Annotated in this window: 19 protein-coding genes; 6 read left to right on the top strand and 13 right to left on the bottom strand. The window is 49.4% G+C overall.

Annotation, left to right across the window (positions count from 1 at the left end):
* Window positions 1–29: 29 nt before the first annotated feature.
* The 4 genes from AC6B99_RS15780 (at window position 30) to AC6B99_RS15765 (ending at window position 3,287) form a co-directional block, all read left to right on the top strand.
* Window positions 30–998, top strand: coding sequence for a sugar phosphate isomerase/epimerase family protein (locus AC6B99_RS15780; protein WP_056036991.1), 969 nt, complete (start codon window positions 30–32; stop codon window positions 996–998).
* A gap of 172 nt (window positions 999–1,170) precedes the next feature.
* On the top strand, window positions 1,171–1,593 hold the full coding sequence (locus AC6B99_RS15775; RefSeq protein ID WP_056036988.1) for a CBS domain-containing protein: 423 nt from the start codon (window positions 1,171–1,173) through the stop codon (window positions 1,591–1,593).
* A gap of 340 nt (window positions 1,594–1,933) precedes the next feature.
* Window positions 1,934–2,662 (top strand): ABC transporter ATP-binding protein, encoded by a 729-nt coding sequence (locus AC6B99_RS15770; RefSeq protein ID WP_496663704.1) that lies wholly within the window; start codon window positions 1,934–1,936, stop codon window positions 2,660–2,662.
* Window positions 2,643–3,287, top strand: a complete 645-nt coding sequence (locus tag AC6B99_RS15765; protein WP_496663703.1) for an ABC-2 transporter permease — start codon at window positions 2,643–2,645, stop codon at window positions 3,285–3,287. The genes AC6B99_RS15770 and AC6B99_RS15765 overlap by 20 nt, the downstream gene beginning before the upstream one ends.
* A gap of 87 nt (window positions 3,288–3,374) precedes the next feature.
* Here AC6B99_RS15765 and AC6B99_RS15760 read toward each other — a convergent pair whose 3' ends face one another.
* The 13 genes from AC6B99_RS15760 to ftsE form a co-directional block, all read right to left on the bottom strand.
* Window positions 3,375–3,797: an OsmC family protein gene (locus AC6B99_RS15760; protein WP_046229750.1), complete on the bottom strand. Its 423-nt coding sequence runs from the start codon at window positions 3,795–3,797 to the stop codon at window positions 3,375–3,377.
* A gap of 123 nt (window positions 3,798–3,920) precedes the next feature.
* A complete protein-coding gene (locus tag AC6B99_RS15755) occupies window positions 3,921–4,691 on the bottom strand; it encodes an ATP-binding cassette domain-containing protein (RefSeq protein WP_494882409.1) in 771 nt (256 codons plus the stop codon).
* A 121-nt stretch (window positions 4,692–4,812) separates the two neighbouring features.
* Complete coding sequence (locus AC6B99_RS15750) at window positions 4,813–5,457, bottom strand: amino acid ABC transporter permease (RefSeq protein WP_056036976.1); 645 nt, start codon at window positions 5,455–5,457, stop codon at window positions 4,813–4,815.
* A gap of 50 nt (window positions 5,458–5,507) precedes the next feature.
* Window positions 5,508–6,380, bottom strand: coding sequence for a transporter substrate-binding domain-containing protein (locus AC6B99_RS15745; protein WP_494860772.1), 873 nt, complete (start codon window positions 6,378–6,380; stop codon window positions 5,508–5,510).
* Between the two features lie 80 nt (window positions 6,381–6,460).
* Window positions 6,461–7,042, bottom strand: coding sequence for a TetR/AcrR family transcriptional regulator (locus AC6B99_RS15740; RefSeq protein ID WP_496663702.1), 582 nt, complete (start codon window positions 7,040–7,042; stop codon window positions 6,461–6,463).
* A 192-nt stretch (window positions 7,043–7,234) separates the two neighbouring features.
* On the bottom strand, window positions 7,235–7,447 hold the full coding sequence (locus AC6B99_RS15735; RefSeq protein ID WP_056036971.1) for a hypothetical protein: 213 nt from the start codon (window positions 7,445–7,447) through the stop codon (window positions 7,235–7,237).
* A gap of 454 nt (window positions 7,448–7,901) precedes the next feature.
* Window positions 7,902–10,784 (bottom strand): excinuclease ABC subunit UvrA, encoded by a 2,883-nt coding sequence (uvrA, locus tag AC6B99_RS15730; RefSeq protein ID WP_056036969.1) that lies wholly within the window; start codon window positions 10,782–10,784, stop codon window positions 7,902–7,904.
* A gap of 42 nt (window positions 10,785–10,826) precedes the next feature.
* On the bottom strand, window positions 10,827–12,824 hold the full coding sequence (gene uvrB, locus AC6B99_RS15725) for an excinuclease ABC subunit UvrB (protein WP_056037112.1): 1,998 nt from the start codon (window positions 12,822–12,824) through the stop codon (window positions 10,827–10,829).
* A 334-nt stretch (window positions 12,825–13,158) separates the two neighbouring features.
* Window positions 13,159–14,496, bottom strand: coding sequence for a PDZ domain-containing protein (locus tag AC6B99_RS15720; protein ID WP_496663701.1), 1,338 nt, complete (start codon window positions 14,494–14,496; stop codon window positions 13,159–13,161).
* Between the two features lie 142 nt (window positions 14,497–14,638).
* Window positions 14,639–16,174: a S41 family peptidase gene (locus AC6B99_RS15715; protein ID WP_056036967.1), complete on the bottom strand. Its 1,536-nt coding sequence runs from the start codon at window positions 16,172–16,174 to the stop codon at window positions 14,639–14,641.
* Window positions 16,175–16,624: 450 nt separating this feature from the next.
* Complete coding sequence (locus AC6B99_RS15710; protein ID WP_063892575.1) at window positions 16,625–17,887, bottom strand: murein hydrolase activator EnvC family protein; 1,263 nt, start codon at window positions 17,885–17,887, stop codon at window positions 16,625–16,627.
* A 12-nt stretch (window positions 17,888–17,899) separates the two neighbouring features.
* Window positions 17,900–18,811 carry a permease-like cell division protein FtsX gene (gene ftsX, locus AC6B99_RS15705; protein WP_496663700.1) on the bottom strand — a complete coding sequence of 304 codons (912 nt, stop codon included), beginning with the start codon at window positions 18,809–18,811 and terminating at the stop codon, window positions 17,900–17,902.
* A complete protein-coding gene (gene ftsE, locus AC6B99_RS15700) occupies window positions 18,801–19,487 on the bottom strand; it encodes a cell division ATP-binding protein FtsE (RefSeq protein WP_046229739.1) in 687 nt (228 codons plus the stop codon). Before ftsE ends, ftsX begins: the two co-directional genes overlap by 11 nt.
* Before the next feature lie 367 nt (window positions 19,488–19,854).
* Here ftsE and AC6B99_RS15695 point away from each other — a divergent pair, with 367 nt between their 5' ends.
* Complete coding sequence (locus tag AC6B99_RS15695) at window positions 19,855–21,336, top strand: VanW family protein (protein WP_496663699.1); 1,482 nt, start codon at window positions 19,855–19,857, stop codon at window positions 21,334–21,336.
* Window positions 21,337–21,573: 237 nt separating this feature from the next.
* The gene (locus tag AC6B99_RS15690) at window positions 21,574–23,526 is read left to right on the top strand and encodes an amidase family protein (protein WP_496663698.1); all 1,953 of its coding nucleotides are present in this window, start codon (window positions 21,574–21,576) and stop codon (window positions 23,524–23,526) included.
* Window positions 23,527–23,584 lie beyond the last annotated feature (58 nt).

Below are 23,584 nucleotides of genomic sequence, written 5' to 3'. Positions count from 1 at the left end.
TTTCTTATAAATAGGAGGAATGATTGCACATGAAATTAGGAGTATTCAGCGTGCTTTTCGCACAGAAGTCATTTGAAGAAGCGCTCGATTACATAGCTGCCAAAGGACTGGATGCTATTGAAATCGGCACTGGCGGTTACCCTGGCACAGCCCACTGTGATCCTGATGTCCTGCTTGCTGATGAGGAAAAGTTGAAAGCGTTTAAGCATGCGGTAGAATCACGCGGCCTGATTATCAGCGCCCTGAGCTGCCACGGCAATCCGCTGCACCCGCAGAAGCATCTTGCTGCTGCAGATGATGCGACCATTCGCAAAACGATCGAACTCGCAGGACGTTTGGGCGTTCCTGTCGTCAATACATTTTCCGGCTGCCCAGGCGACCACGAGGATGCTAAATATCCGAACTGGCCGGTTGCACCTTGGCCAAATGATTTTCAAGAAATTTTGGCTTGGCAGTGGGAGCACAAAGTTATCCCTTATTGGACTGAAATCGGAGCGCTTGCTGTCGAGCATGGTGTGAAAATCGGACTTGAGCTGCACGGCGGCTTCTCCGTTCACAGCCCGGCAACGCTGCTTCGCCTGCGTGAAGCGGTTGGCCCGGTTATCGGCGCCAACTTGGATCCGAGCCACATGTGGTGGCAAGGGATTGATCCGGTTCAAGCAGTGCAAATTTTGGGTCGCGCTGGCGCGATTCACCATTTCCACGCGAAGGATACGACGATTGATCCAATCAACGTCAACCATCACGGCGTAACGGATATGCAATCGTATTCGCTGATGCTGGATCGCGCTTGGCAATTCCGCACCGTCGGCTTCGGGCATGACCTGAAAGTATGGGCAGATATTATTAGCGCGCTTCGTCTAGTCGGCTACGACTATGTCGTGAGCATTGAGCATGAGGACGGCCTGATGTCCGTTGATGAAGGCTTCACGAAAGCGGTGCAAAACCTGCAGCAAGTGCTGATTAAAGAACCACTAGGCGAAATGTGGTGGGTATAGATTGAAGGAGGGCGGCTGCATCCGATGAGGATGTGGCCGTTTTTTTGCAATAAGACTGTGGACGAGGGCTTGTAATCTTTACATTCCGCTAATAAATAACACTCTCCGCGTTAATCCTGCTAACGTACTCTATAAGTGCACCCCCCACTAAAACAGAGGATAGGTGATCCGCATGACTGGCTATACTTCTGCTTCTTCTTCGTTCGTCCCTCAGGTCAGTACAAGCCAAAGCTGCTATGAAGCGCTCCAGCTTTTTCGCAGCTACCCGGAAGCACCTTGCGCAGTTGTCTGCAATTCGCTGGCAGAGCCTGTTGGGCTCGTAATGCGCGACCGTTTTTTTCTCCAATTATCTAGCAGCTTCCTTGGCTATTACCAGACGGACATCACCAAGCTCATGAATACCCGCTTTCTCTCCACCGTCGCCTCATCCACTGACACAGACTTTAATCTGGGCAGCATCTCCTCATTGAAAAATAAAGCTATTGATCGTCACCCCGAGCTGCGCAGCGATTGTATCGTTATTACGAATGAACAGGGCCAATTCGCGGGTATCATCGATGTTGCAGTTTTAGAAAACGGCCTAACCTACTCCTAAGTATCAGCTTCAATCAGATCAAGTCATTCATTATACCAGTACTACCTTCCCAAAACAGCCAAGGAAAAAGATTACTATTTAGGTCTCCTCTATTCAGGGGAGATTTCTTTGTCTGAAAATAAGGATTTTCAGGTCTGTTTGTCGAATTGATTATAATTACCATCTCAGTAAATGGATAAATAAAATGGAACTAAAAAGGGATTAGGTCCTTACCTTAAGCAAGAGTGGTCATAAACTTACCAGTCTACTGAGCAGACCAGAATTCAGCTTACATATAAGGACTTATAGCAGAAAATTAATTGACTTAATAATTTATTGTACAACATGTGGAGGGCTGGGATTGGAAAAAATACTAATGGTGAACGGGCTTAACAAGAGCTATTCAGATTTCTCTTTAAAGAATGTAAATCTGGAATTGCTGACTGGGGATATCATGGGCTTGATTGGAGAAAATGGAGCAGGAAAAACAACGCTAATGAAATTGCTGCTTAATCTGCTGACTCCCGAAAAAGGGGAAATCTTAGTATTCGGAAAAAATTATGAAGGTCATGAATCGTACATTAAAAATAGGCTGGGCGTTGTTTTCGATGAAAATTATTTACATGGATTGTTAACACCCAAACAATTTAACTACGTGATGTCCAGTATCTATGAGCAATGGAATCAACAGGCTTACTATAATTATTTGGAAATGTTCCATTTACCCGTAAACACAAAAATAAATCAGTTTTCCAAGGGAATGAAGGTGAAGCTGAATTTTTCTGTCGCCTTGTCACATCATCCTAAATTATTGCTTTTAGATGAAGCTACAAGCGGGCTGGACCCTATAATGAGGATTGAAATTTTAGATGTTCTGAATGACTATGTCACCGCAAATAACAGTAGCGTCCTCCTATCCTCACACATCCTCTCGGATGTTGAACGTATAGCGAATAAATTAATCTTTTTACACAAAGGAAACGTGGTTTTTTCTGAAAAAATTTCAAACGCCACCCAGAATGGGAGCCTTGAAGACATGATGAGATCATATATAAAAGGAGAGAACTCCATTGAAAGGCTTAATAATTAAAGATTTATTGGTGCTGAAAAGCAAAGTGAAAATCATTCCCTTTATCCTTTTATGTATTTTGGCTATTTTGGCCATTTACTTACTTGGCTCCACTGGCGTAATTGCTTTGAACGTATTTATCCCAATCTATTTCTGCACTCTCGCCATACCTGTATTCCAAGAGGATGAGAAAGCGGGATGGCACACCTTTGTTGCAGCTTCACCGCTATCCAAGAAACAAATCGTTGGAAGCCGATATATTGTGAGCTTTTCGATTATAACCACCGTATTGTTAGGTCTATTATTGTTTAATGTACTTTATTATTTCTTATTTAGCGATCTATCCTTTTCGGTTCATATACTGACCTTATTCGCAGCGCTGTCCATCGGGTCTATTTACCTGTCCCTGCTGATCCCCTCCATTTACTATAATGGAACCAATGGCAGCTCTATTGTGATGCTAATCGTTATCCTATCCTCGTCAGGAGGCGCGTTTCTTATTAATTCTGGGAAGCTATCCTTAGAAGCCCTTGTCATGATGAACCCACTGCTTTTAGTATGCTGTTTGCTGCTTGGATTGATCCTAATCCTCTCACTATCCCTGTTTATTTCCATGAGAATTTTCGTTGCATCTCTAGCTAAATAGCCTCTCTGTATAAGAAAAGAGCCGTAACCCGAACCGTCCACGGCAGCATCGGATCACGACTCTTTTTTTGTGTTCGCTGAGATTAGCTTATCCCCGCGTCATTTCTACTCCGTTGAGCACTAATCGGTAACGAATGTCCGCTTTCAGCGAATCCGAGACGGCGCAATATTTTTCCTTGCCGAGCTCAATCGCTTTCCAAATCCGGTAATCCGGCACATCGCCGTTTACTTTGAAAATCAGATCGATAGCCGTAAAGCCTTTCGGCATCTCCTCTTTGCGCGTGCCTTCCGCATCAATCTCGATGCTGGTGATTGAACCGAGGAACGCATCCATAATCATCGTAATATCGATGCCGATGCAGCCCGCGAGGCCCGCCAGCAGCAGCTCCATCGGTGTAGCTCCTTGTCCGTCGCCGCCATATGCTGCGGTTGCATCCATTCCAACGCTGTAGCCAGATGGCCCTACAGATGTAAATGCACGTTTGCCTGTCCATGTTGTTGTAACCTTCATTGCGGTGTACCCTCTTTCTTTCGTAAGAATCGAAGGCCATGCCTCCTACTTTAACTCTGAAGTTCGTGTATTGCCTAGGTCGCTTCGTTATGTGAAACTTATTTTATAATGTTCTGTTGTTCGTTATTGCTGCTCTTGCTGCACCCCTCTGTGCTGGCCCAGCTTATTTAGAAATCGTCGGGCCCGTTCGGTAGCTGGATGGTCGAAAAATATCTCCGGCGCAGCCTCCTCGACAATTTGCCCGTCATCCATAAACACAACCCGGTTCGCGACATGGCGAGCGAAAGCCATTTCATGCGTCACCACCAGCATCGTCATCCCTTCGCGCGCCAGCTGCTGCATGACATCGAGCACCTCGCCGACCAATTCCGGATCAAGCGCCGATGTCGGCTCGTCAAACAATAAAACGTCCGGCTCCATCGCGAGCGCCCGGGCAATCGCTACCCGCTGCTGCTGCCCGCCAGACAGCCTGGACGGATATTCATCCAGCTTGCCTTCCAACCCGACGCGCTCCAGCATTTTTTTGCCGATAGCGATGGCTTCGCTTTTGGGCAGCTTTTTCACGATGAGCAGTGATTCAATGACGTTGCCTAGCGCCGTTTTGTGCGGGTACAAGTTAAACTGCTGAAAGACCATCCCGCTATGGCGGCGAATGGTTCGGACATTCTGCGTGCGCTCGCGTGGCTTCATTTGTGTATTCAGGTGAACACCGTTCATCTCAATACTGCCTCCGCTCAGCGTCTCCAGCCCATTCAGGCAGCGAAGCAGTGTGCTTTTTCCCGAACCGCTTGGCCCGAGCAGCACAATGATCTCCCCAGCGTTGACTTGAAGATTAATCCCCTTCAGCACCTCGGTGCCTTGAAAGGACTTCGTTAATTTTTCTGTCGTAATCATTGTATTTCTCACGCCCCAACCCAAGCGTAAACGGCTGTCGCCGTACTCTGGCGGAAAAGCTTCCGTTTCGCGATGAAATATAAGCCCATTATAAGAGTGAAACTTATCATTTCTTATATTTTTAATAAGCTTTGGACAAGCGCTTCTCAATAGCTTCCAAAATAGCTGAAAAAGCGGTGCTCATCACCCAATACATGACTCCAATTCCGATATAAAACGGCATATTGACGTAATACTGCGCGATAAGCAAATTCGCCTGGCGCAGCAGCTCGGTTACAGTAATAAATGAAACGAGCGAGGTCTCCTTGAGCATTCCGATAAACGTATTGCCCATTGGCGGAATAGCCACCCTTGCCGCCTGCGGAAGCACGATCCGGTACAGCGCCTGCCATGAGGTCATGCCCGTTGCATAAGCGGCCTCCATCTGTCCTTTTGGAATGGACACAATCGCCCCGCGGAACGTCTCCGATAAATACGCACCCACATTAATGCTTAGCGCTAGTGTTGCCGCCGTAAGCGGCCCGAATACAATGCCGTAATCAACCAGCCCATAATAAACGACAAAAATTTGGATAAGCACCGGGGTGCCCCGAATAATCGAGACGTACCCCCGAGCCAGCCATTGAACCGGTTTGTTGCCTTTCAAACGGGCAATCGCTACTACTCCGCCGATAATAAGGCCAAAAAACATCGACATCATCGTCAGCAGCAGCGTATAATAAGCGCCCTTAAGCAGGAAAAAGAAATTTTCAAAAACGAGATTCATATCGTGAAGGTTCCCTTCATATGAGCGAAAAATGTTGACGAGAGCCGGGCTTATTCAGCCGCTGGCTCCTCGCCGAACCATTTTACAAAAATAGTTTTATACGTGCCGTCTGCTTTCATCGCCTTCAAAGCTTCATTCAGCGCGTCGCGGAATTCAGGATTGTCTTTGCGCACTGCAATGCCTGCATTGTCCGATTTGATTGGATCGCCAACCGCTTTGATTTTAAAGCCATTTTTCTCGACGATCGGCTTCAGAGCATACATATTGTTGATCGTCGCATCGATACGGCCTGCATTCAAATCCTGCAGCGACGTAATGACATCGTCATAGGTTTTGATGGTGAAGTTGCCGACTTCAGGCAGCACCGTTTTGCGAAGATACGTTTCGTCGTTCGTACCAAGGCCTACGCCAATGTTTTTGCCTTTAAAATCAGCCAGCTTCGTAATTGTATCGTTTTTCTCGGCAACGATAATTTTGACAGAGTTCGTAATATACGGTTCGGTAAAATCCATCTGCTCCTTGCGCTCGTCAGTAATCGTCATTTGGCTAATGACGACATCAAATTTCTTCGCCTGCAGACCGGCAATCATGCCGGAAAACTCCTGTGCGACAAACTCGGCTTTAACGCCAAGGCGCTTCGCAATTTCTTTGGCAATATCCGCGTCGAAGCCATCCATTTCCTTGTTTTCGTTCAAAAAGTTATACGGGGCATAGGTTCCCATTAACCCCACCTTAAGTACACCAGCCTGTTTCACCTGCTCCAGCAAATTAGAAGAAGCAGTTGCTCCTGCTTCCGCTGTTGGCGATGCCGAACCCGCATTGCCGCTGTTGCTGTTCTTCGAACCGCAGCCCGCCACAATAACCGTTAGCAGCAAAATAGCTGTCATCATCCATAATGTTGTTTTTTTCATTTGAATCCTCATCTTCCACTCTCTCCTTCATAGCTTCTCTAATATTTATATTGTTGCTTATTAATGTGTCCGGCTTTCTCAGGGAAATGCAGCTAAATGCCTAATAATCCGAAAAATTCAAAGCGCGCCGTTTCTGCAGCCAGCAATTCCGCAGATTTCACCGCGATAGCATCGCTTTCCGGCGTGCTGCGAAACAGCCAACGAGACAATACGCCTTCAATAAGGCTCATCAGAAATGCTGCTCGCAGCTTGGCATCAATGGTAGCCGGCAGCATGCCCAGCTCAGTGGCACGTTCAATATTGAGTACAAAAGATTGTTCCATCGCCATTTGAGTAACCGTTATTTCTTGTCTAACGACTTCGCTGAATCCCGTGCCATCCAGCAGCATGCTCATTAAATAACGATTTTCCTTAGCAAAATGGAACAGCTCAGTCAGCAAATGCTCGGAGGCCGAAACCATGTCCTGCACCGAACCAGCATTTTTACGGTAGCCTTGTCCAATAACCGTTAGCAGCCGCTCCCGACCATCCTGTACAATTTCTATAGCTATCGCTTCTTTGCTTTTGAAATACCAATAGAAAGTGCCTTGTGCAACCCCTGCATCCGCTACAATATCCGAAACTTTCGTCGAATGGTAACCATAAAGGGCAAAACGCTTCAGTGCGGACTCCATAATCTGGTGTTTGCGCTCCGCATTGTTCGCCGTATTCCGATCTACGGTTCCGATAAAGCATCGCCTCCATTGATTGACTCGTCAGTCAGTTTTGATTTAAATCCTATCGGATCACTGGTATATTGTCAAGTAGGCAACAAAAAAAGTCCGCCCAGGTTGGATTCAACTTGGACGAACTTTTTTTGTTTTTCCTTATGCCAACCATACTTTGGCGATCATGATGTAATCAATAAACAAAAACAATCCCAAAGATACAGCTGTGAAACCAATCGCAAAAATGTTCTTCTTGCGCTCTTTGACCAACCGGACAAAGCCGATCAATAACAAAATTGTAAACGCAAGCATGAACCAGTCAAACGTGTTAATGTTGCTGGTCGTTTGTGCTGCTTCTTCTGCCAAAAACATTTGAATGACCCCTCCCACAGTTAAGCTTTTGCTCCATTCCACTTGCTTTAGGACCAGTCTTCCAAACCAAGGTGAAACGGCTTTCGTCGTCCTCTGACGGCGCGGCGCGTTTCATTCCGAGAAATATAGAGAAAGGATGGAAACATCATATCCTTTCCTATATTTTAAAAAATCCATTTGGCCATACTCATCCTATCCTAACCTATATGTTATCTTTTCCATGCGTCTGACGCAAGTCCGAATCTGTTTTCGTAACAACTTTGTCACGTTTGTCCATGAAGTACGCCGCATCCTGACTAACCGCTAGCAGGAGGCTTTGCTGCTATCTCCTTATACGGTGTCCAGCTTTGTCCAACCTTATAACCTGCGGCCGTCATGAAATGTAGCTAGAGGAAAAATCAAACATAGAAAAAAGGCTAGCCCCCATCGGTTGGCTAGCCTCATAATACTAAGCTTAATTAGATGCTGCAGCAACGGAAGATTCCGTCTCGCGCCGCTGAATAGTCCGTTCCCGGTCACGCTCCATAATAGGCTTCAGGTATTTTCCTGTATAGGACTTGTCTACCTTGGCCACTTCCTCAGGCGTTCCCGTTGCCACGATCATTCCGCCGCCGCTTCCGCCTTCCGGGCCCAAATCGATCAAATAATCAGCTGTCTTAATAACATCCAGATTATGCTCAATGACGAGTACCGATTCACCCGAATCAACAAGGCGGTGCAACACCATTAGCAGACGGTCAATATCATCAGCATGCAAGCCTGTCGTCGGCTCATCCAAAATGTACATCGTTTTGCCCGTACTCCGGCGATACAGCTCGGAAGCCAGCTTAACACGCTGTGCTTCACCGCCAGACAATGTAGTTGCAGGTTGTCCCAGGCGCATATAGCCTAAGCCTACATCAAGCAGCGTCTGCAATTTGCGCTGGATTCTCGGAATATTTTCAAAAAACTTGCAGCCATCCTCAATCGTCATTTCGAGAACATCAGCAATGCTCTTGCCTTTATATTTCACTTCCAGCGTTTCGCGATTGTAACGCTTGCCTTTGCAAATTTCACAAGGAACGTACACGTCAGGCAGGAAATGCATTTCAATCTTGATAATGCCATCTCCACGGCAAGCCTCGCAGCGGCCGCCCTTCACATTAAAGCTGAATCTGCCCTTCTTATAGCCCCGTACCTTGGACTCATTAGTCGAGGCATAAAGGTCGCGAACGTCATCAAACATGCCTGTATACGTAGCGGGGTTCGAGCGCGGCGTTCTGCCAATCGGCGATTGGTCAATGTCGATGACCTTCTCCAAATGCTCGATACCGCGCATTTCCTTATATTGTCCTGGACGTGTTCTCGCTCGGTTCAAATCACGAGCAAGCGTCTTATATACGATTTCATTGACGAAGGTCGATTTGCCCGAACCAGATACGCCAGTAACCGCCGTAAAAATGCCAAGCGGAATTTTCACATTGACCCCGCGCAAATTATTTTCCTTCGCACCGCGAACTTCCAGCCACTTATCGCCCGCAGCGCGGCGCTCCAGCGGTACCTCAATAAACTTGCGCCCGCTCAAATATTGGCCTGTCAACGAATGCTCATTGTGCATAATCTCCGCTGGTGTTCCTTCGGCGATAACGGTACCGCCATGAATGCCCGCACCAGGGCCAATGTCGATAATGTAGTCAGCCGCCAGCATCGTATCCTCATCATGCTCTACAACAATAAGGGTATTGCCGATATCCCGCATGTGCACAAGCGTCTCAATCAGCCGATCATTGTCCCGCTGATGAAGTCCGATACTCGGCTCATCCAAAATATAGAGAACGCCCATCAGGCTCGAACCGATCTGCGTTGCCAATCGAATTCGCTGCGCTTCACCGCCGGACAACGTCCCAGCCGCACGGTTCATTGCCAAATATTCAAGCCCGACATTGACAAGGAAGCCCAGCCGGCTGTTGATCTCCTTCAAAATCAGATTGGCAATCGTTTGTTCCTTCTCCGTTAATACCAATCCTTCGAAGAAACGCTGCGAATCGCCAATAGAAAGTGAAGTGACGTGAGCGATGTTCTGGGAGGCAATCGTTACAGCTAGTGTTTCCTTGCGCAGCCGCTGGCCTTTGCAGCCGCCACATGGCTTGGCACTCATATAAGCTTCGATATATTCCCGCATGGAATCAGACGCCGTCTCGCGGTAGCGCCGCTCCAAATTGTTAACGATACCTTCAAACGGCACATAAGCCTCTTTACGATGACCAAAATCGTTTTCATATAGGAAGCGAACGCGTTCTCCGCCCGTACCATAAAGCAGCTTATTCATTTGCTCGTCGCTGAGCTCAGAAACGGGCACATCCTGTGGAATGTCATAATGCTCGCAAACCGAGCTTAAAAACTGCGGATAATAATTGGATGTGCTTCCGGCCCAGGCAAGAAATGCTGCATCTTTAATGGATTTGCTCGTATCGGGAACGAGCAAATCTGGATCGACGATCATCTTCGCGCCTAAACCGTCGCAATCCGGACAAGCACCGAACGGGCTGTTGAACGAAAACATCCGCGGCGCGAGCTCCTCTACGCTAAAGCCGCATACTGGACAAGCCAGGTTTGAGCTGAACAACAGCTCTTCTTTCTCCATTACGTCAACGAGCACCCGGCCATCAGCTAATTTAAGCGCCGTTTCTATTGAATCAGCCAAGCGGCTGTGGACGTCTGCCTTCACAACGATGCGGTCGACAACGACCTCAATGCTATGTTTTTTATTTTTCTCCAGCTCGATCTTCTCACTGAGCTCGCGCAGCTCGCCATTTACACGAACACGGACAAAGCCCTGCTTCTGAATATCGGCAAACAGCTTCGTATGCTCGCCCTTGCGGCCGGATACGAGTGGAGCCAAAATTTGCAGCTTCGTCTTCTCGGGATATTCCATAATACGGTCAACCATTTGTCCTACGGTCTGCGAAGTAATCTCGATCCCATGCTCCGGACAATGCGGCTTGCCAATCCGCGCGAACAGCAAGCGTAGATAATCGTAAATTTCCGTTACCGTACCTACAGTCGAACGAGGATTGCGGCTAGTCGTCTTCTGGTCAATCGAAATGGCCGGAGACAAGCCTTCAATGGAATCCACATCGGGCTTCTCCATCTGGCCGAGAAACTGTCTGGCATAGGCAGATAAGGACTCCACATAACGGCGCTGTCCTTCGGCGTAAATCGTATCAAATGCAAGGGACGATTTGCCTGAGCCGCTCAATCCCGTTAATACAACAAACTTGTCGCGCGGAATGGTGACATCAATATTTTTCAAATTGTGTGCACGAGCGCCTTTGACTACAATTTTGTCGCTACCCAATCTTATTTCCTCCTCTATCCTATCCATCCTCTTGCTTCGCTTCTACAATCCTGCACGCAGTTCCAGCAACGCGTCCCGAAGCTCGGCTGCCCGCTCAAATTGCAGGTTTTTCGCCGCATCCTTCATTTCAACTTCCAATCTATTAATCATCGACTGACGGTCTTTCTTCGACATCTTGCCAGATCCGGCATCCGCCAAATAATCGGCCTTCTGCTCGGCAACCTTGGTCGCTTCAATCACTTCCAATACTTTCTTGCGAATCGTCTGCGGCGTAATGCCATGCTTCTCGTTAAAAGCTTCTTGAATCGTCCGCCGACGTTCCGTTTCCTTCATCGCACGGCCCATAGAATCCGTCACCTTATCGCCGTACATGATAACCCGGCCTTCGCTGTTGCGTGCCGCGCGTCCAATCGTTTGAATGAGCGAGCGGTCTGAGCGCAGGAAGCCTTCCTTATCCGCATCCAAAATCGCTACCAGCGATACTTCGGGCAAATCAAGTCCTTCCCGAAGCAGGTTAATGCCCACCAGCACGTGGAACACGCCAAGCCTTAGATCGCGCAATATCGCAATCCGCTCCAGCGTCTTAATATCCGAGTGCAAATAACGCACCTTCACGCCAATTTCCTTAAAATAATCGGTTAGATCCTCCGCCATCTTCTTCGTCAGCGTCGTCACCAATACCCGTTCATCCTTCGCTACCCGATCGCGAATTTCGCCCAGCAAATCATCGATCTGCCCCTTCGTTGGCCGAAGCTCAATGATCGGATCAAGCAGGCCGGTAGGGCGAATAATTTGCTCTACCATTGTCGGGCATTGCTCCAGTTCAAAAGGCCCCGGTGTAGCAGAGACATAAATCGTCTGCTTAGCCTTCGCCTCAAACTCCTCAAACTTAAGCGGCCGATTGTCCATCGCCGATGGCAGCCGGAAACCGTGATTGACGAGCATTTCCTTCCTAGCCCGGTCGCCATTGTACATGGCGCGAATCTGCGGCAGCGATACATGCGACTCATCAATCACAATGAGCATGTCATCCGGAAAATAATCGAAGAGCGTATAAGGCGTTGCTCCCCGTTCCCGGAACGTCAATGGACCCGAATAGTTCTCGATGCCTGAGCAAAAACCCATCTCGCTCATCATCTCAATATCATAGCGCGTACGCTGCTCAAGCCGCTGCGCCTCCAGCAGCTTTCCCGCTTCCTTAAGCTCAGCAAGCCGCTCCTCCAGCTCTCGCTCAATATTAACGAGCGCAAGCTTCATCGTCTCCTCATGAGTTACAAAGTGAGACGCTGGAAAAATCGCTACATGCTCACGCTCGCCCACGATCTCGCCGGTCAATACGTCAATTTCCGTAATCCGTTCAATCTCGTCGCCGAACAGTTCAATTCTAATCGCCCGCTCATTATTGGCAACGGGAAAAATCTCTATAATATCGCCGCGGACACGGAATGTCCCGCGAATAAAGTTAATATCGTTGCGCTGATATTGAATATCGACCAGCTTATGCAAAATCGCATCGCGGGGCTTCTCCATCCCTACGCGCAGCGACAGCAGCATGCTGCCGTACTCCTTCGGCGAACCTAAGCCATAGATACAGGAAACGCTGGCTACAACAATAACGTCTCTGCGTTCGAACAGCGAGCTGGTCGAAGAGTGGCGCAGCTTATCAATCTCTTCATTGATGCTCGAATCCTTCTCAATATACGTATCGGTTGAAGGAATATAAGCTTCCGGCTGAAAATAATCGTAATAGCTGACGAAATACTCAACTGCATTATCGGGGAAAAAAGACTTAAATTCGCTGCACAGCTGCGCTGCGAGCGTCTTGTTATGCGCAATAACGAGCGTAGGCCGATTCACCTGCGCAATCATATTGGCAATCGTATAGGTCTTTCCCGTTCCAGTCGCCCCAAGCAGCGTTTGAAATCTCTGTCCTGCTTCAACGCCTTCAACCAGCTGCTTAATAGCACGCGGCTGGTCGCCTTGCGGCGTATAGTCGGACTTAATCTCAAAGTTACGGGCTTGCGGTGCAAGATTACTCACTTCAGCCATCCACTCCTTCTTCGTTCCTCAGCTATCTATCATTATAGTCAATATCGTGCAAAAGAAGCAGCAAGCCTCAATTTGTTCATGCTGTTACAAGTAATTCCATTTCATTCAGGCAAATCTACTCTTTTATAAGAATATGTGTTCCCGTTTATTATAGCTCTAAGCATTCTCCGATGCAACCAGCTAAATTTCCCTACATGAGGCCAAATAAAAAGCGTAGGGACAGAATCGAAAAATCTGTCACCACGCTTTTGGAACAATATTTGCTATTAGCCTGTCAAGCAAGCCTAGACAAAAGCCATTTAGAACGGTAGTACTGAAGCTTGTGCTATACTGGCGTTTTTTCGCCAGACGTAGCATTATTTTCAGAAGCCGACACTTTAGATGAACCCCGGCGATGCGCCGTACGCTTGTGCTTCAACAAGTCAATCAGCGAGGCAGGGCCTGAGGCCGCATAGAAATTTGCATCCTCGTCTGGCGCCAAAATAACTCCGAGCTGATGATGCTCATTTTCATAACGCGCGCGCTGCACAAACTTTACTTCACCCGCATAGTTCAGCACTTCCAGCTTGCAGAAAGCCGAGTTGAGATGCAGCGCGGCATGCAGATCAGCCTTCGAATGCACGCGAACACCATTAACCTTGGAAATAATTTCTCCAGCTTGAAGCCCCAGGGCCTCAGCCGGCGTTTGCGGCAAAATGCCTAGCAAGCGCAAGCCGCGCTGGTCATGGACGAATAGCGGGCTGCTGGCATTTTCCAGCCTGCGGCTGCGCCAAATGATCGCTTCATGGAGCAGCAGCGAGCAGAGCGCGGCAATTGGCAGCAGCACGGGCAGCCACCAAGCCAGCAAAGCTGCTGCTGCGAGTGCGACGCTGTAAAGCAGCAAGCCTTTCGCGGCGTGTCTGGCCTTCTCCTCAGGCAGCATCGAGCGTGTCAATTCGCTAAAGCCGATAATCATCGGCAGCGCGGCAATCGTCCAGCCCTGCGACCAGTCTGCGCCGAGCAGCGGCGTCCACGGCAAGGCTGCTGTTGCAGCGCCAGTGCCTGCACCTCCACCAACAGGAACGAGCAGCAGCAAAGGCACCGGCCAAAAGCTTTGCAGCATGTAGCCGCCGACAATTTTCCCTCTCTTGCCCGAGAGGAACAGTGGCGTCGCCAGCTTGCCGCCCTGATTTCGCACAAGCAGCGCCTCTGCCAAGTGCAGCAGAGCTACCAGCATGAACAACCCCGTCATATCCATGGCGGCGAGAGAAGCTGCAGCTTGACTGGCTATGCCTTCGCCCGAAGCCAGCGGCGTAAACCCAACGATCCACTGCAGCAGGCCAAGTACGCCGGCAGCATAAGCGAAGCATAAATAACGGATGCGAAACAGCATGAGCAGCGCTGAGACGCCCCATAACCACATCACTGATTGCTGGGTAACTGCAACGCCAATAAACGCGCCTACAAGGGATACAGCTAGTCCTACCAGCAAGCCTGTGACGATTGCCCGGCCAAGCAGCCGGGGCCATATATGCAGCTTGACGGCGAACAATTGCCGTTCAAGCTTAATCTGCTTTGTGTATTGGAGCAAAATAAATAAAATAGCCACATAATAAAAAGGTTGTACCAGCAGTTGAAGCAACGCCAGCTGGAATTGCTGCAACAAAGCAAGAGCCTGATTCACCGCATACACTCCTTCATTTTTACCAACTTATTCCTCAAGCCGCCTTTGCGGCATTTTCCCGTCTCACACCTGCTGCCGATTCAAAAGAAAAGGCTGACTCCGAAGACAGAGTCAACCTTGTAATGGATTCGACAACGAGGCGTTATTTCCTGCCTACCCGTTCAATCGCTTCCCGAAGCTGCACATCGTTGTTCTTGTCTTTAATCCATGCAATAACCGCCTTCTCCAATGCTGCGGCTGTTGACTTGTCCAGTTCTCCCGTCACCGGAAGACTTGAGTTTCGCTGAAATTGCTTAACGGCTTGCACGGTTTCCTCATTGAAATAACCATCATCGCGCTTCGGCTCATACCCAAGCCCTTTAAGCATAATTTGCGCACTGCGAATTTGCTCATTGTTCATATCGCGCTTCAGCGTTTCGGTTATCGTCAGCCGCGCAACGGTGTAAAGCGAAGGCGGGGCTACGGCCACGGTCGGCTCAACGCCCTTCTCATGAATCCAGATGCCTTCTGGCGTCAGCCACTTGGCAATCGTCATTTTCACAAGACTGCCATCGCCCAGCGCTTTATTGTAGCTCACCTGTACCGTTCCTTTGCCGAACGTCGTCTCGCCGACCAGTATCGCACCGGCTTCCTCGCCCAGCGCACCAGCCAATATTTCCGAGGCGCTGGCGCTGCCTTTGTTCATGACTACGGCGACCGGATAAGCTTTGCGGCTGCCCTTGGACAATGTCTTCTCCCGCTTGCCGTCGCGATCCTCCACCTGAACAATCGCACTGCCCTTCGCAATAAACTGCTCGGCAATTTCTACAACGACCGGCAATACGCCGCCAGGGTTATTGCGGACGTCAATTACGAGGCCCTTAAGCCCTTGCCGTCCCTTATCGCCTGCTCCTTCGCTGACCTGGGCACCAGACTGTACCTGAGCCTGCCCTGCTGCCTGCTGCTTCGCTTCCTGCTCCAGACGGGCAAGCTCTTCCTTGAAGCGTTCGGCCGTATTGAGCGAAAACTGACGGATTTCAATGACGCCAATCCGGTCATCGGACAAATGGGCATATACGGTTTCCACATCAATATCATCCCGTATTAAAATCAGCTGGATCGATTCGCTTGTGCCCACCCGCTGGATCTGCAGCTTGGCCTTCGTCCCTTTCGGGCCACGAATTTTGTCTACGGCCTCATTCAGCCCAAGACCCTCCAGCTTCTCTCCATTGACCGAAATGACGACATCCTTCGCCAGCAGTCCCGCCCGTTCGGCAGGAGAGCCTTTGATCGGGGATACGACGACGAGCTTGCCGTTTTGCAGCGTCACTTCCGCACCAATACCTGTGAAAGATCCTTCGATGGATTCGGAAAAATGCTGCGCTGACGTCTTCTCCATATAAACGGAGTAAGGATCATCCAGCGATTCCAGCATGCCTTTGACTGCGCCGTCTACCAGCTCTTCACGATCCGTCTTCTTCACATATTTGGTTTCAATCAAATCAAGCACCGCATTCATTTTGTCAATCTCGGCTTCATTCAGATCATGTTGCCCGCTAGTTTCGGCAGCTGCCGGAGCGGAGCCTGACGCCTGGTAGCTGCTCACGACAAGATCGCGAGCCACTACAAGCGTGACCAGAACAGAAGCGAGCATCGTAATCATTACAAAAGCAATGACTGTACGGCCTCTAAACTGCATATTCAGGACACCACCTTCTCGTTTGACCACAGCATTAAATAGAACCTACTTCGGTTCATGCCTTCCCGCTTGGAGGACACGCCCTAGTATATGACAAGTTCTGTCCATTTATTTGCGTCCGACCAGCGACCTGCTCATTCCATATTTTTCATTCCGAGAAATATAGAGAATGGATAGCGTTAGAATATCCTTTCTCTATATTTCAAGCGTAAACGGCTGTCGCCGTCCTCTGGCGGCCAAGCTTCCGTTTCGCGTTGAAATATAAGCCCATTATAAGTGGGTAACTTATAAATGCTTATATTTCAAGCGTAAACGGCGCTGCCATCCTTTGACGGCAACGCTCGTTTCACGCAGAAGCAGAAATAGAAGCTGACTTATTATAAAGTCATGTATAATTGCTTGTATTTCGAACAAGGGCAGCCCGAAGGCTGCCGCTTGTTGCTGATCGTCCTATTTTAAATAGCTGCTTGGATCGGTTGTTGTCCCGTTAATACGCACCTCAAAATGCAAATGCGGTCCGGTGGAATTGCCCGTACTGCCAACCTCGGCAATTTTTTGGCCTTTTGTAACACTGTCGCCTTTGCTTACTTTAATGCCGCCTTCGCGAATATGGCCATACAGCGTCCACATGCCGCCGCCATGGTCGATAATGACGGCATTGCCATAACCGCTCCAGCGCTGCGCCATAATAACAACGCCGCTTTCCGCTGCATGAATAGCCGTTCCCTGCGGAGCTGCAAAATCGATGCCGGTATGGAGCTTCTTGGCACCCGTAATCGGGTGAATCCGATAGCCATAGCCCGAGCTGACACGATAAGAGTCAAAAATAGGCATGCCCAGCTTACCGCCCGTATAGACCGTACCGCCGCTTCCGCCTCCGCTGCTGCCATTGCCCTTACCCGCAGCCGCCGCCGCAGCTGCAGCAGCTTTTTCCCTCGCGATTCTTTCCGCTTCCAGCTTCGCCACCTTCTCGGCTTCCAGCTCGGATACCTTCTGTGCAAATTCAATCATTAGCGCTTCCTGCTCTGCGCTTATATCTTCGAGATCCTCAAGCTGATGATCATATTCAGCAACGAGCTTGTTTTTCTCGGCTTCTTTTTTCGCTAGATCGCTTTGGTAGTTTTGCAGCTTGGTGTACATCGTTTTGACTTCTTCAAGCTTGTGCTCGACCTCCGCTTTTTTCTCCTCAACCAAAGCCTGATCAACCTTGTTTTGCTCTAAAATGCTGCGATCTTGGCTTAAAATCAGCTGGAGCGAATCGAAGCGGTCGATAAAATCGGAAAAGCTGCTTGCATTCAGCAAGACGTCAAGATACGACACCGAGCCGTTCTCGTACATAAGCCGCAGACGCTGCTGAATCAGAATGTCGCGTGTTTTGACACGGCCTTCCGCTTCTACCAGCTCCGCGCCTGCCTGTTGCAGCTCCGACTCCGTTTGATCAACCTTTGCTTGCGTATTATTCATATTGACTACAACAGCATCCAGCTGTGCCAATACGGCTTTGATAGAAGCTTGTACATCAGATTTGAGTGTCGATACTTCCGTCTTTTGCTGCTCTGTTGCATCAGCTTCCTTCTGCGCCTTGTCAATGGCCTTCTTGGCATCCGAAAGCTGCTTATTAATGCTGTCCAGCGATGCGGCACTGCTGCTCAGTGGCTGTACAAGCAATACCGTCATTATCACCATAAGAACGATTAGATTTCTTCTCTTCACCGACGCTTCCACCTACACTTTCAAATATTTTCGAATGGATATCGTACTGCCCCATATGCCGATCAAGGTGCCAAGTCCAATCAATACACCGCTAATTTGAAGTCCTACTTCCTGAACCGATACGAGACTAAGCATCATCAGCCCCAGTCCCTCCTGCGTCAATGTAACAAATTGTGCGTAGCTGATGAGCAGCACAACTGTGGTCAATATCGAAGCAATCATGCCAATAAGCGCACCTTCAATAAAAAACGGCCAGCGGATAAACGCATTCGTCGCGCCTACCAATTTCATAATGCCAATTTCCCGGCGTCTAGCAACAATCGTCACTTTAATCGTGTTGGAAATGAGGAACATAGCGGTTACAGTAAGCGCAAGCACGATCACGAGGCCAATGGTACGTACCGCATTCGTAATTTTGAACAGCGTTTCGATTTTGCCTTCCCCATATTTCACGCTCGTAATAGGCGCTGTTTCATCGCCTGTGTTAAGTGCTTCGATCTGCGCAGCTGCATTGCTGACAGACTGGGGATTGAATACTTCTACGGTAAAAGAGTCCGGGAGCGGATTACTCGCATCGTCATAACCGTCAAGCAAGCCTTCGTCGCTCAAGTTTTTACGAAGCTCCTCGAGCCCCTGTTCCTTCGTAACCAGCGTAACCTTCTTCACCTCAGGAATGAGGCGGATTTTATTCTCGACCTCATCCATCTTCGCCTTGTCTATATCCAGCTGCAGAAATACGCGAATTTCCACCTTGCTCTCCACCGAGGAGGCAAAATTGTTGACATTCAGCGCCAGCAGCATAAAAGCCCCGAGCAAAAACAACGAAATAAAAATCGAGCTGATGGAAGCAAACGACATCCAGCCGTTGCGAATAATATTTTTACAGCCTTCTCTAAGGTGGCGGAGCAGGGTTCTAAATTTCATAACCGTACTCCCCTCTTGCCTCATCCCGAACGACCAAGCCATTCTCGATTGCGATGACACGCTTGCGCAAGCTGTTTACAATATCGCGGTTATGCGTCGCCATGACGATGGTCGAGCCGCGAAAGTTGATTTCCTCCAGCAAAGCCATAATTTCCATGGACGTCTCCGGGTCCAAATTGCCGGTAGGCTCGTCCGCTACAATAACCGACGGGTTATTCACTATTGCCCGGGCAATCGACACACGCTGCTGCTCTCCCCCTGAAAGCTGGGCCGGCAGGCTGGCATGCTTATGCTTGAGGCCGACGAGATCGAGAACCTCCATCGTCCTTTTTTTGATAATCCGCTTGGGAGCTTCGATAACCTCCATCGCAAAAGCGACATTTTCAAACACGGTCAGCTTCGGAAGCAATCTAAAATCTTGAAAAATAACGCCTATGTTCCGCCGTACAAATGGAATTTTGCGCGGCTTCAGCTTGCCTATATTAAAACCATTTACAGAAAGCTGCCCTTTCGTAGGCACTTCCTCGCGATAGATCAGCTTCATGAAGGTTGATTTCCCTGCCCCGGAAGGCCCTACCAAATACACAAATTCATTGCGATCTATGCGTACGGACACCCCTCGCAGTGCATGAGTACCGTCGACGTAAGTCTTCCAAATGTCTTGCATTTCAATCACGTTATCACATCCTGTTTTTAGTCAGCATTAGTAATTCGACAATGACGTGGTAAATCCTTTCTTTTCGACGGTTTCTTTCCTCATTTTTCACAATTCTCATATTCATTCTAGCTGCTTGCATATACATAACAGAGTCACTTTTGAAATATAAGAATTTATAAGTTACGCACTTATAAATGGGCTTATATTTCTCGGAGTGAAACGAGCTGCGCCGCCAAAGGACGGCGAAAGCCGTTTCACCTTGAATTCTAAGAATTTAAAAGTTTCATCTTTTATCCGCTTAGAATTCTAGGGCAAAGCTCTTCGCTCGTCCCAGAAGGACGACGAAGTCATTTTTGCTTGACCCGAAGGAAGGGGGATTGTCCCATTGAAAAAATTGCATCTCATCAGCATTTTTGTATTTGCCCTGCTGCTTGCAGCGTCCGTCAGCTCAGGTGGACTCACGTATTATGCCGAGCAGCGCACCGTGCCGGCAGGCGTAACGGCGGGAGGGCTGAATATTGGCGGGCTGCCTATTCCAGAAGCGATTAAACTGCTGAATGACTATGAGCAGGCGCTTGGAGCGCGTGAACTGACGGTCGCTACCGGCAATGCCGGCTCGGACAGGCGCACGTGGAAGGCCGAAGCGTTTGGCTACAAGGCCGATACCTCCGAGGTGCGCAGGGCTTTGCAGCAGCTTGGCAAAGGAGAGTTATGGGAAGCAGTGAAATACCGCTATCATTTTCCGCGAAACTTTGAGCTTGCGCAGACGTTTGATCAAGCTTTGTTCGAAAAGCTTATTCGCCAGCAGTGGGGCTGGCTGGAGCAAAATGAGCCCAAGGACGCTGCTCGTATTATTACGGACCAGGATGAAATTTTTTATGAGCCGGAAGCAGAAGCATACCGTATTGAAATGAGCCGACTATCCGCTGACGTGAAGAGCTGGCTTTGGCTCGCCGCCGATGCTAAATCCCCTGCGGAGCAAGCGGCATATAACACTGAGCTTCCTATCCTTACCCTGTCTCCTTCCGTCACGCTCGAGCAGCTTAAGGCGCAAGGGGTTGAGCGCAAACTGATGTCATTCACGACCGACTTTGCTGCAAGCGCCGAGGGCCGCGCCTATAATGTCGCCTCAACGGCGGCGGCTCTCGACAACTGGCTGCTGGCTCCGGGCGAAATTTTTGATTACAGCAAAGTCATTCGCAGGGTTGAGGAAAAATACGGCTTTCGGGAAGCTCCCGTCATCTTGAACGGCAAGCTTGTTCCCGGTATCGGCGGCGGCATCTGCCAAGTGTCCAGCACACTTTACAACGCCGCACTGCGCGCAGGCCTTGAAATTGTCGAAAGACGCAACCACTCGCTGCCCGTCTCTTATTTGCCCGTTGGACAAGACGCTACCTATGCCGACGGCGCCATAAACTTTCGATTTCGCAATTCAACGGACAAGTACATCGTCATTCGCGCAACATCTGCGGGCCGCAAGCTGACAATCAAACTGTTCGGAAAAATGTCCGAGGATGTCCAATACCGCATTGAATCGGTTACCGTCGGCACTTTGTCTCCAGAGGTGCAGCAGCTTCAAGACCCTGCGCTGCCAGCTGGCACACGCAAGGTGATTGCTCCAGGACGAAACGGCTATGTCGTCGACACATTCAGAGTGACGCTGGAAAATGGCAAACCTCCAATTAAGGAACGCATTTCGCGCGACACTTACCGTGCCCAGCCTACTGTCATTCATATTGGCACGGGGAAAGCAGGGGGCACCGATCAAGCACCAGCACCACAACTCGATCCGGCTCCAAACGCACCGAGTACACCAAATGGATCGGGCACACCGACAGGGCCGCTGCTTGAAGACGGCATTAGCTAGTGTTCATTTCATGCCCGGCAAATGTAACATAGACATAACGCGAATAGGTTCTTAGTTATAAATAATGTCATTATTATTAACATAATGAGATAACGAGATTAAATCGTCGATATAGTTAGAAATATACTTATTCAATCGCTTACTTGGATGGTTTTCAAGACTTGCGCTCTCTACGCCCCCTACTATACTCTTTTATTAATGTTAGGTTACATTACATATTAGAGAGGGAGTTTAAAGATGCCAAATCTTCTTTCATCATGGAAAAAACACAGTGCTGCTTTGCTTGCCGGCGCATTGCTGCTCACAGGGCCTCTAACAGCCTCTACCGCTGCTGCGGCAGCAGCTGTCTATCAAGGAGAAGCTACGAAAGCGATAGAGCTTAAGCTGGGGGATGCCAGCATTTCCCCTGATAAGCTCATCCCAGCTGCGGAGCTAAAAAAACTGTTTGATCAAAGCGCCAAGCTCGCAGGCGGAGACGCTACGTTTACAGCTGCGGCGAAAGGGGCGACCATCACTCGCAAGGATGCTGCAGTTATGATTGCAAAGGGACTGCATTTGTCCCCAGCTGCCGAGCCATATAAAGATGTGCCGGATAAAGCATCCTATGCTTCATCAGTAGGAGCAGTTATGGAAGCGAAGCTGATGCTTGGCGTGAACCAATCCCATTTTGCACCAAACCAATCGCTGACTTATGCGGGCGCCTATGCACTTGCCTATCGCATTTATAATTACAGCATGCCATTCCTGCTGCCGGAAGCGACGATTGCCAGCATTCAGCAGGCTGTCGCCCAAGGCAAGCTCACCTACAAAGAGCTGGTTCAGCAATATTTGGATCGCATCGAGAAATACGATGACCAAGGCATTAAGCTGAACGCGATTTTGACGATCAATCCAAAGGCGCTCGAAATGGCCGAGGAGCTGGATAAAGAACGCGCAGCCTCTGGCATTCGCGGCCCGCTGCACGGCATTCCCGTCATCGTGAAGGACAACTATGACACGAATGATATGCCTACGACGGCAGGCTGTCTGTGCCTAAAGGATTCCATTCCTTCTGAGGATGCCGATCAGGTTGCCAAGCTTAAGGCAGCTGGCGCCATTATTTTAGCCAAAGCCAACTTGCATGAGTTTGCATTCGGCATTACAACGAGCAGCTCCTTAGGCGGCCAAACCTTGAACCCTTATGCGCTTGACCACTACCCCGGCGGCTCCAGCGGCGGCACAGGCGCTGCCATTGCAGCAAACTTCGGCGTCATCGGCATGGGCACCGATACAGGCGGCTCCATCCGCATCCCATCGACCTATAACAGTCTGGTCGGCATTCGCCCAACAATCGGCCTCTCCAGCCGCGACGGCATCATTCCGCTCGCCCTGTCGCAGGACGTAGGCGGACCTATGACCCGCACCGTAACGGATGCAGCCATCGTACTCGATGCAACGGTCGGTTATGACCCTGACGACGTAGCGACAGCAGGAAGCATTAGCCACATTCCAAGCAGCTACACGAGCTATCTGGACGCAAAAGGCTTAAAGGGCGCACGCATCGGAGTGGCGACAGAGCTATTCGGTACTACAGAAGCGGAGCAGCCGACCACTGAAGTGGTACAAGCAGCTGTTAAAGACTTAGCTAAACTAGGTGCGGTAACTGTCAATGTTACCATTCCGAACCTGAAGGAAATTATGGCTTATCCAAGCCTCAGCGGCTATGAATTCAAATTCCAGCTGAATGAATATTTGGCAGAGCTGGGCTCCAAAGCCCCTTACCACTCGCTTACTGAAATTATCGCTTCCGGCCAATTCGACAAATCGATGGAAGCTTCGCTCAAAACACGTGATGCCCGGCAATCGCTGAATACAGAGGATTACAAGGACATCGTGCTGTTCCGTACCAAAACGACAAAAGACGCGCTGCTGAAGGTGATGGCTGACAATAAGCTGGATGCGATTGTCTATCCATCCACTACGCAAACAGCTGCATTGATTGGCGAAGCGCAAAATGCAGGCGGCAACAATCGCCTCAGCCCGTTCTCCGGGTTCCCAGCCATTACCGTGCCTGCCGGCTACACAGCTGAAGGGCTCGGAGCGAGCATTGAATTCCTCGGCCGCGAATACAGCGAGCCGACACTGATCAAGCTGGCTTACTCATACGAGCAAGGGACGAAGCATCGCGTCGCTCCTGTACTTGCCCCTTAAAGGAGAAGCACCTACACTTGCGATTACATGATCACAAGCTCACGCGAGAAAGCAAAAA

The organism is Paenibacillus liaoningensis (genome assembly GCF_059609455.1).
This window is presented reverse-complemented; position numbering and strand designations above follow the sequence as displayed.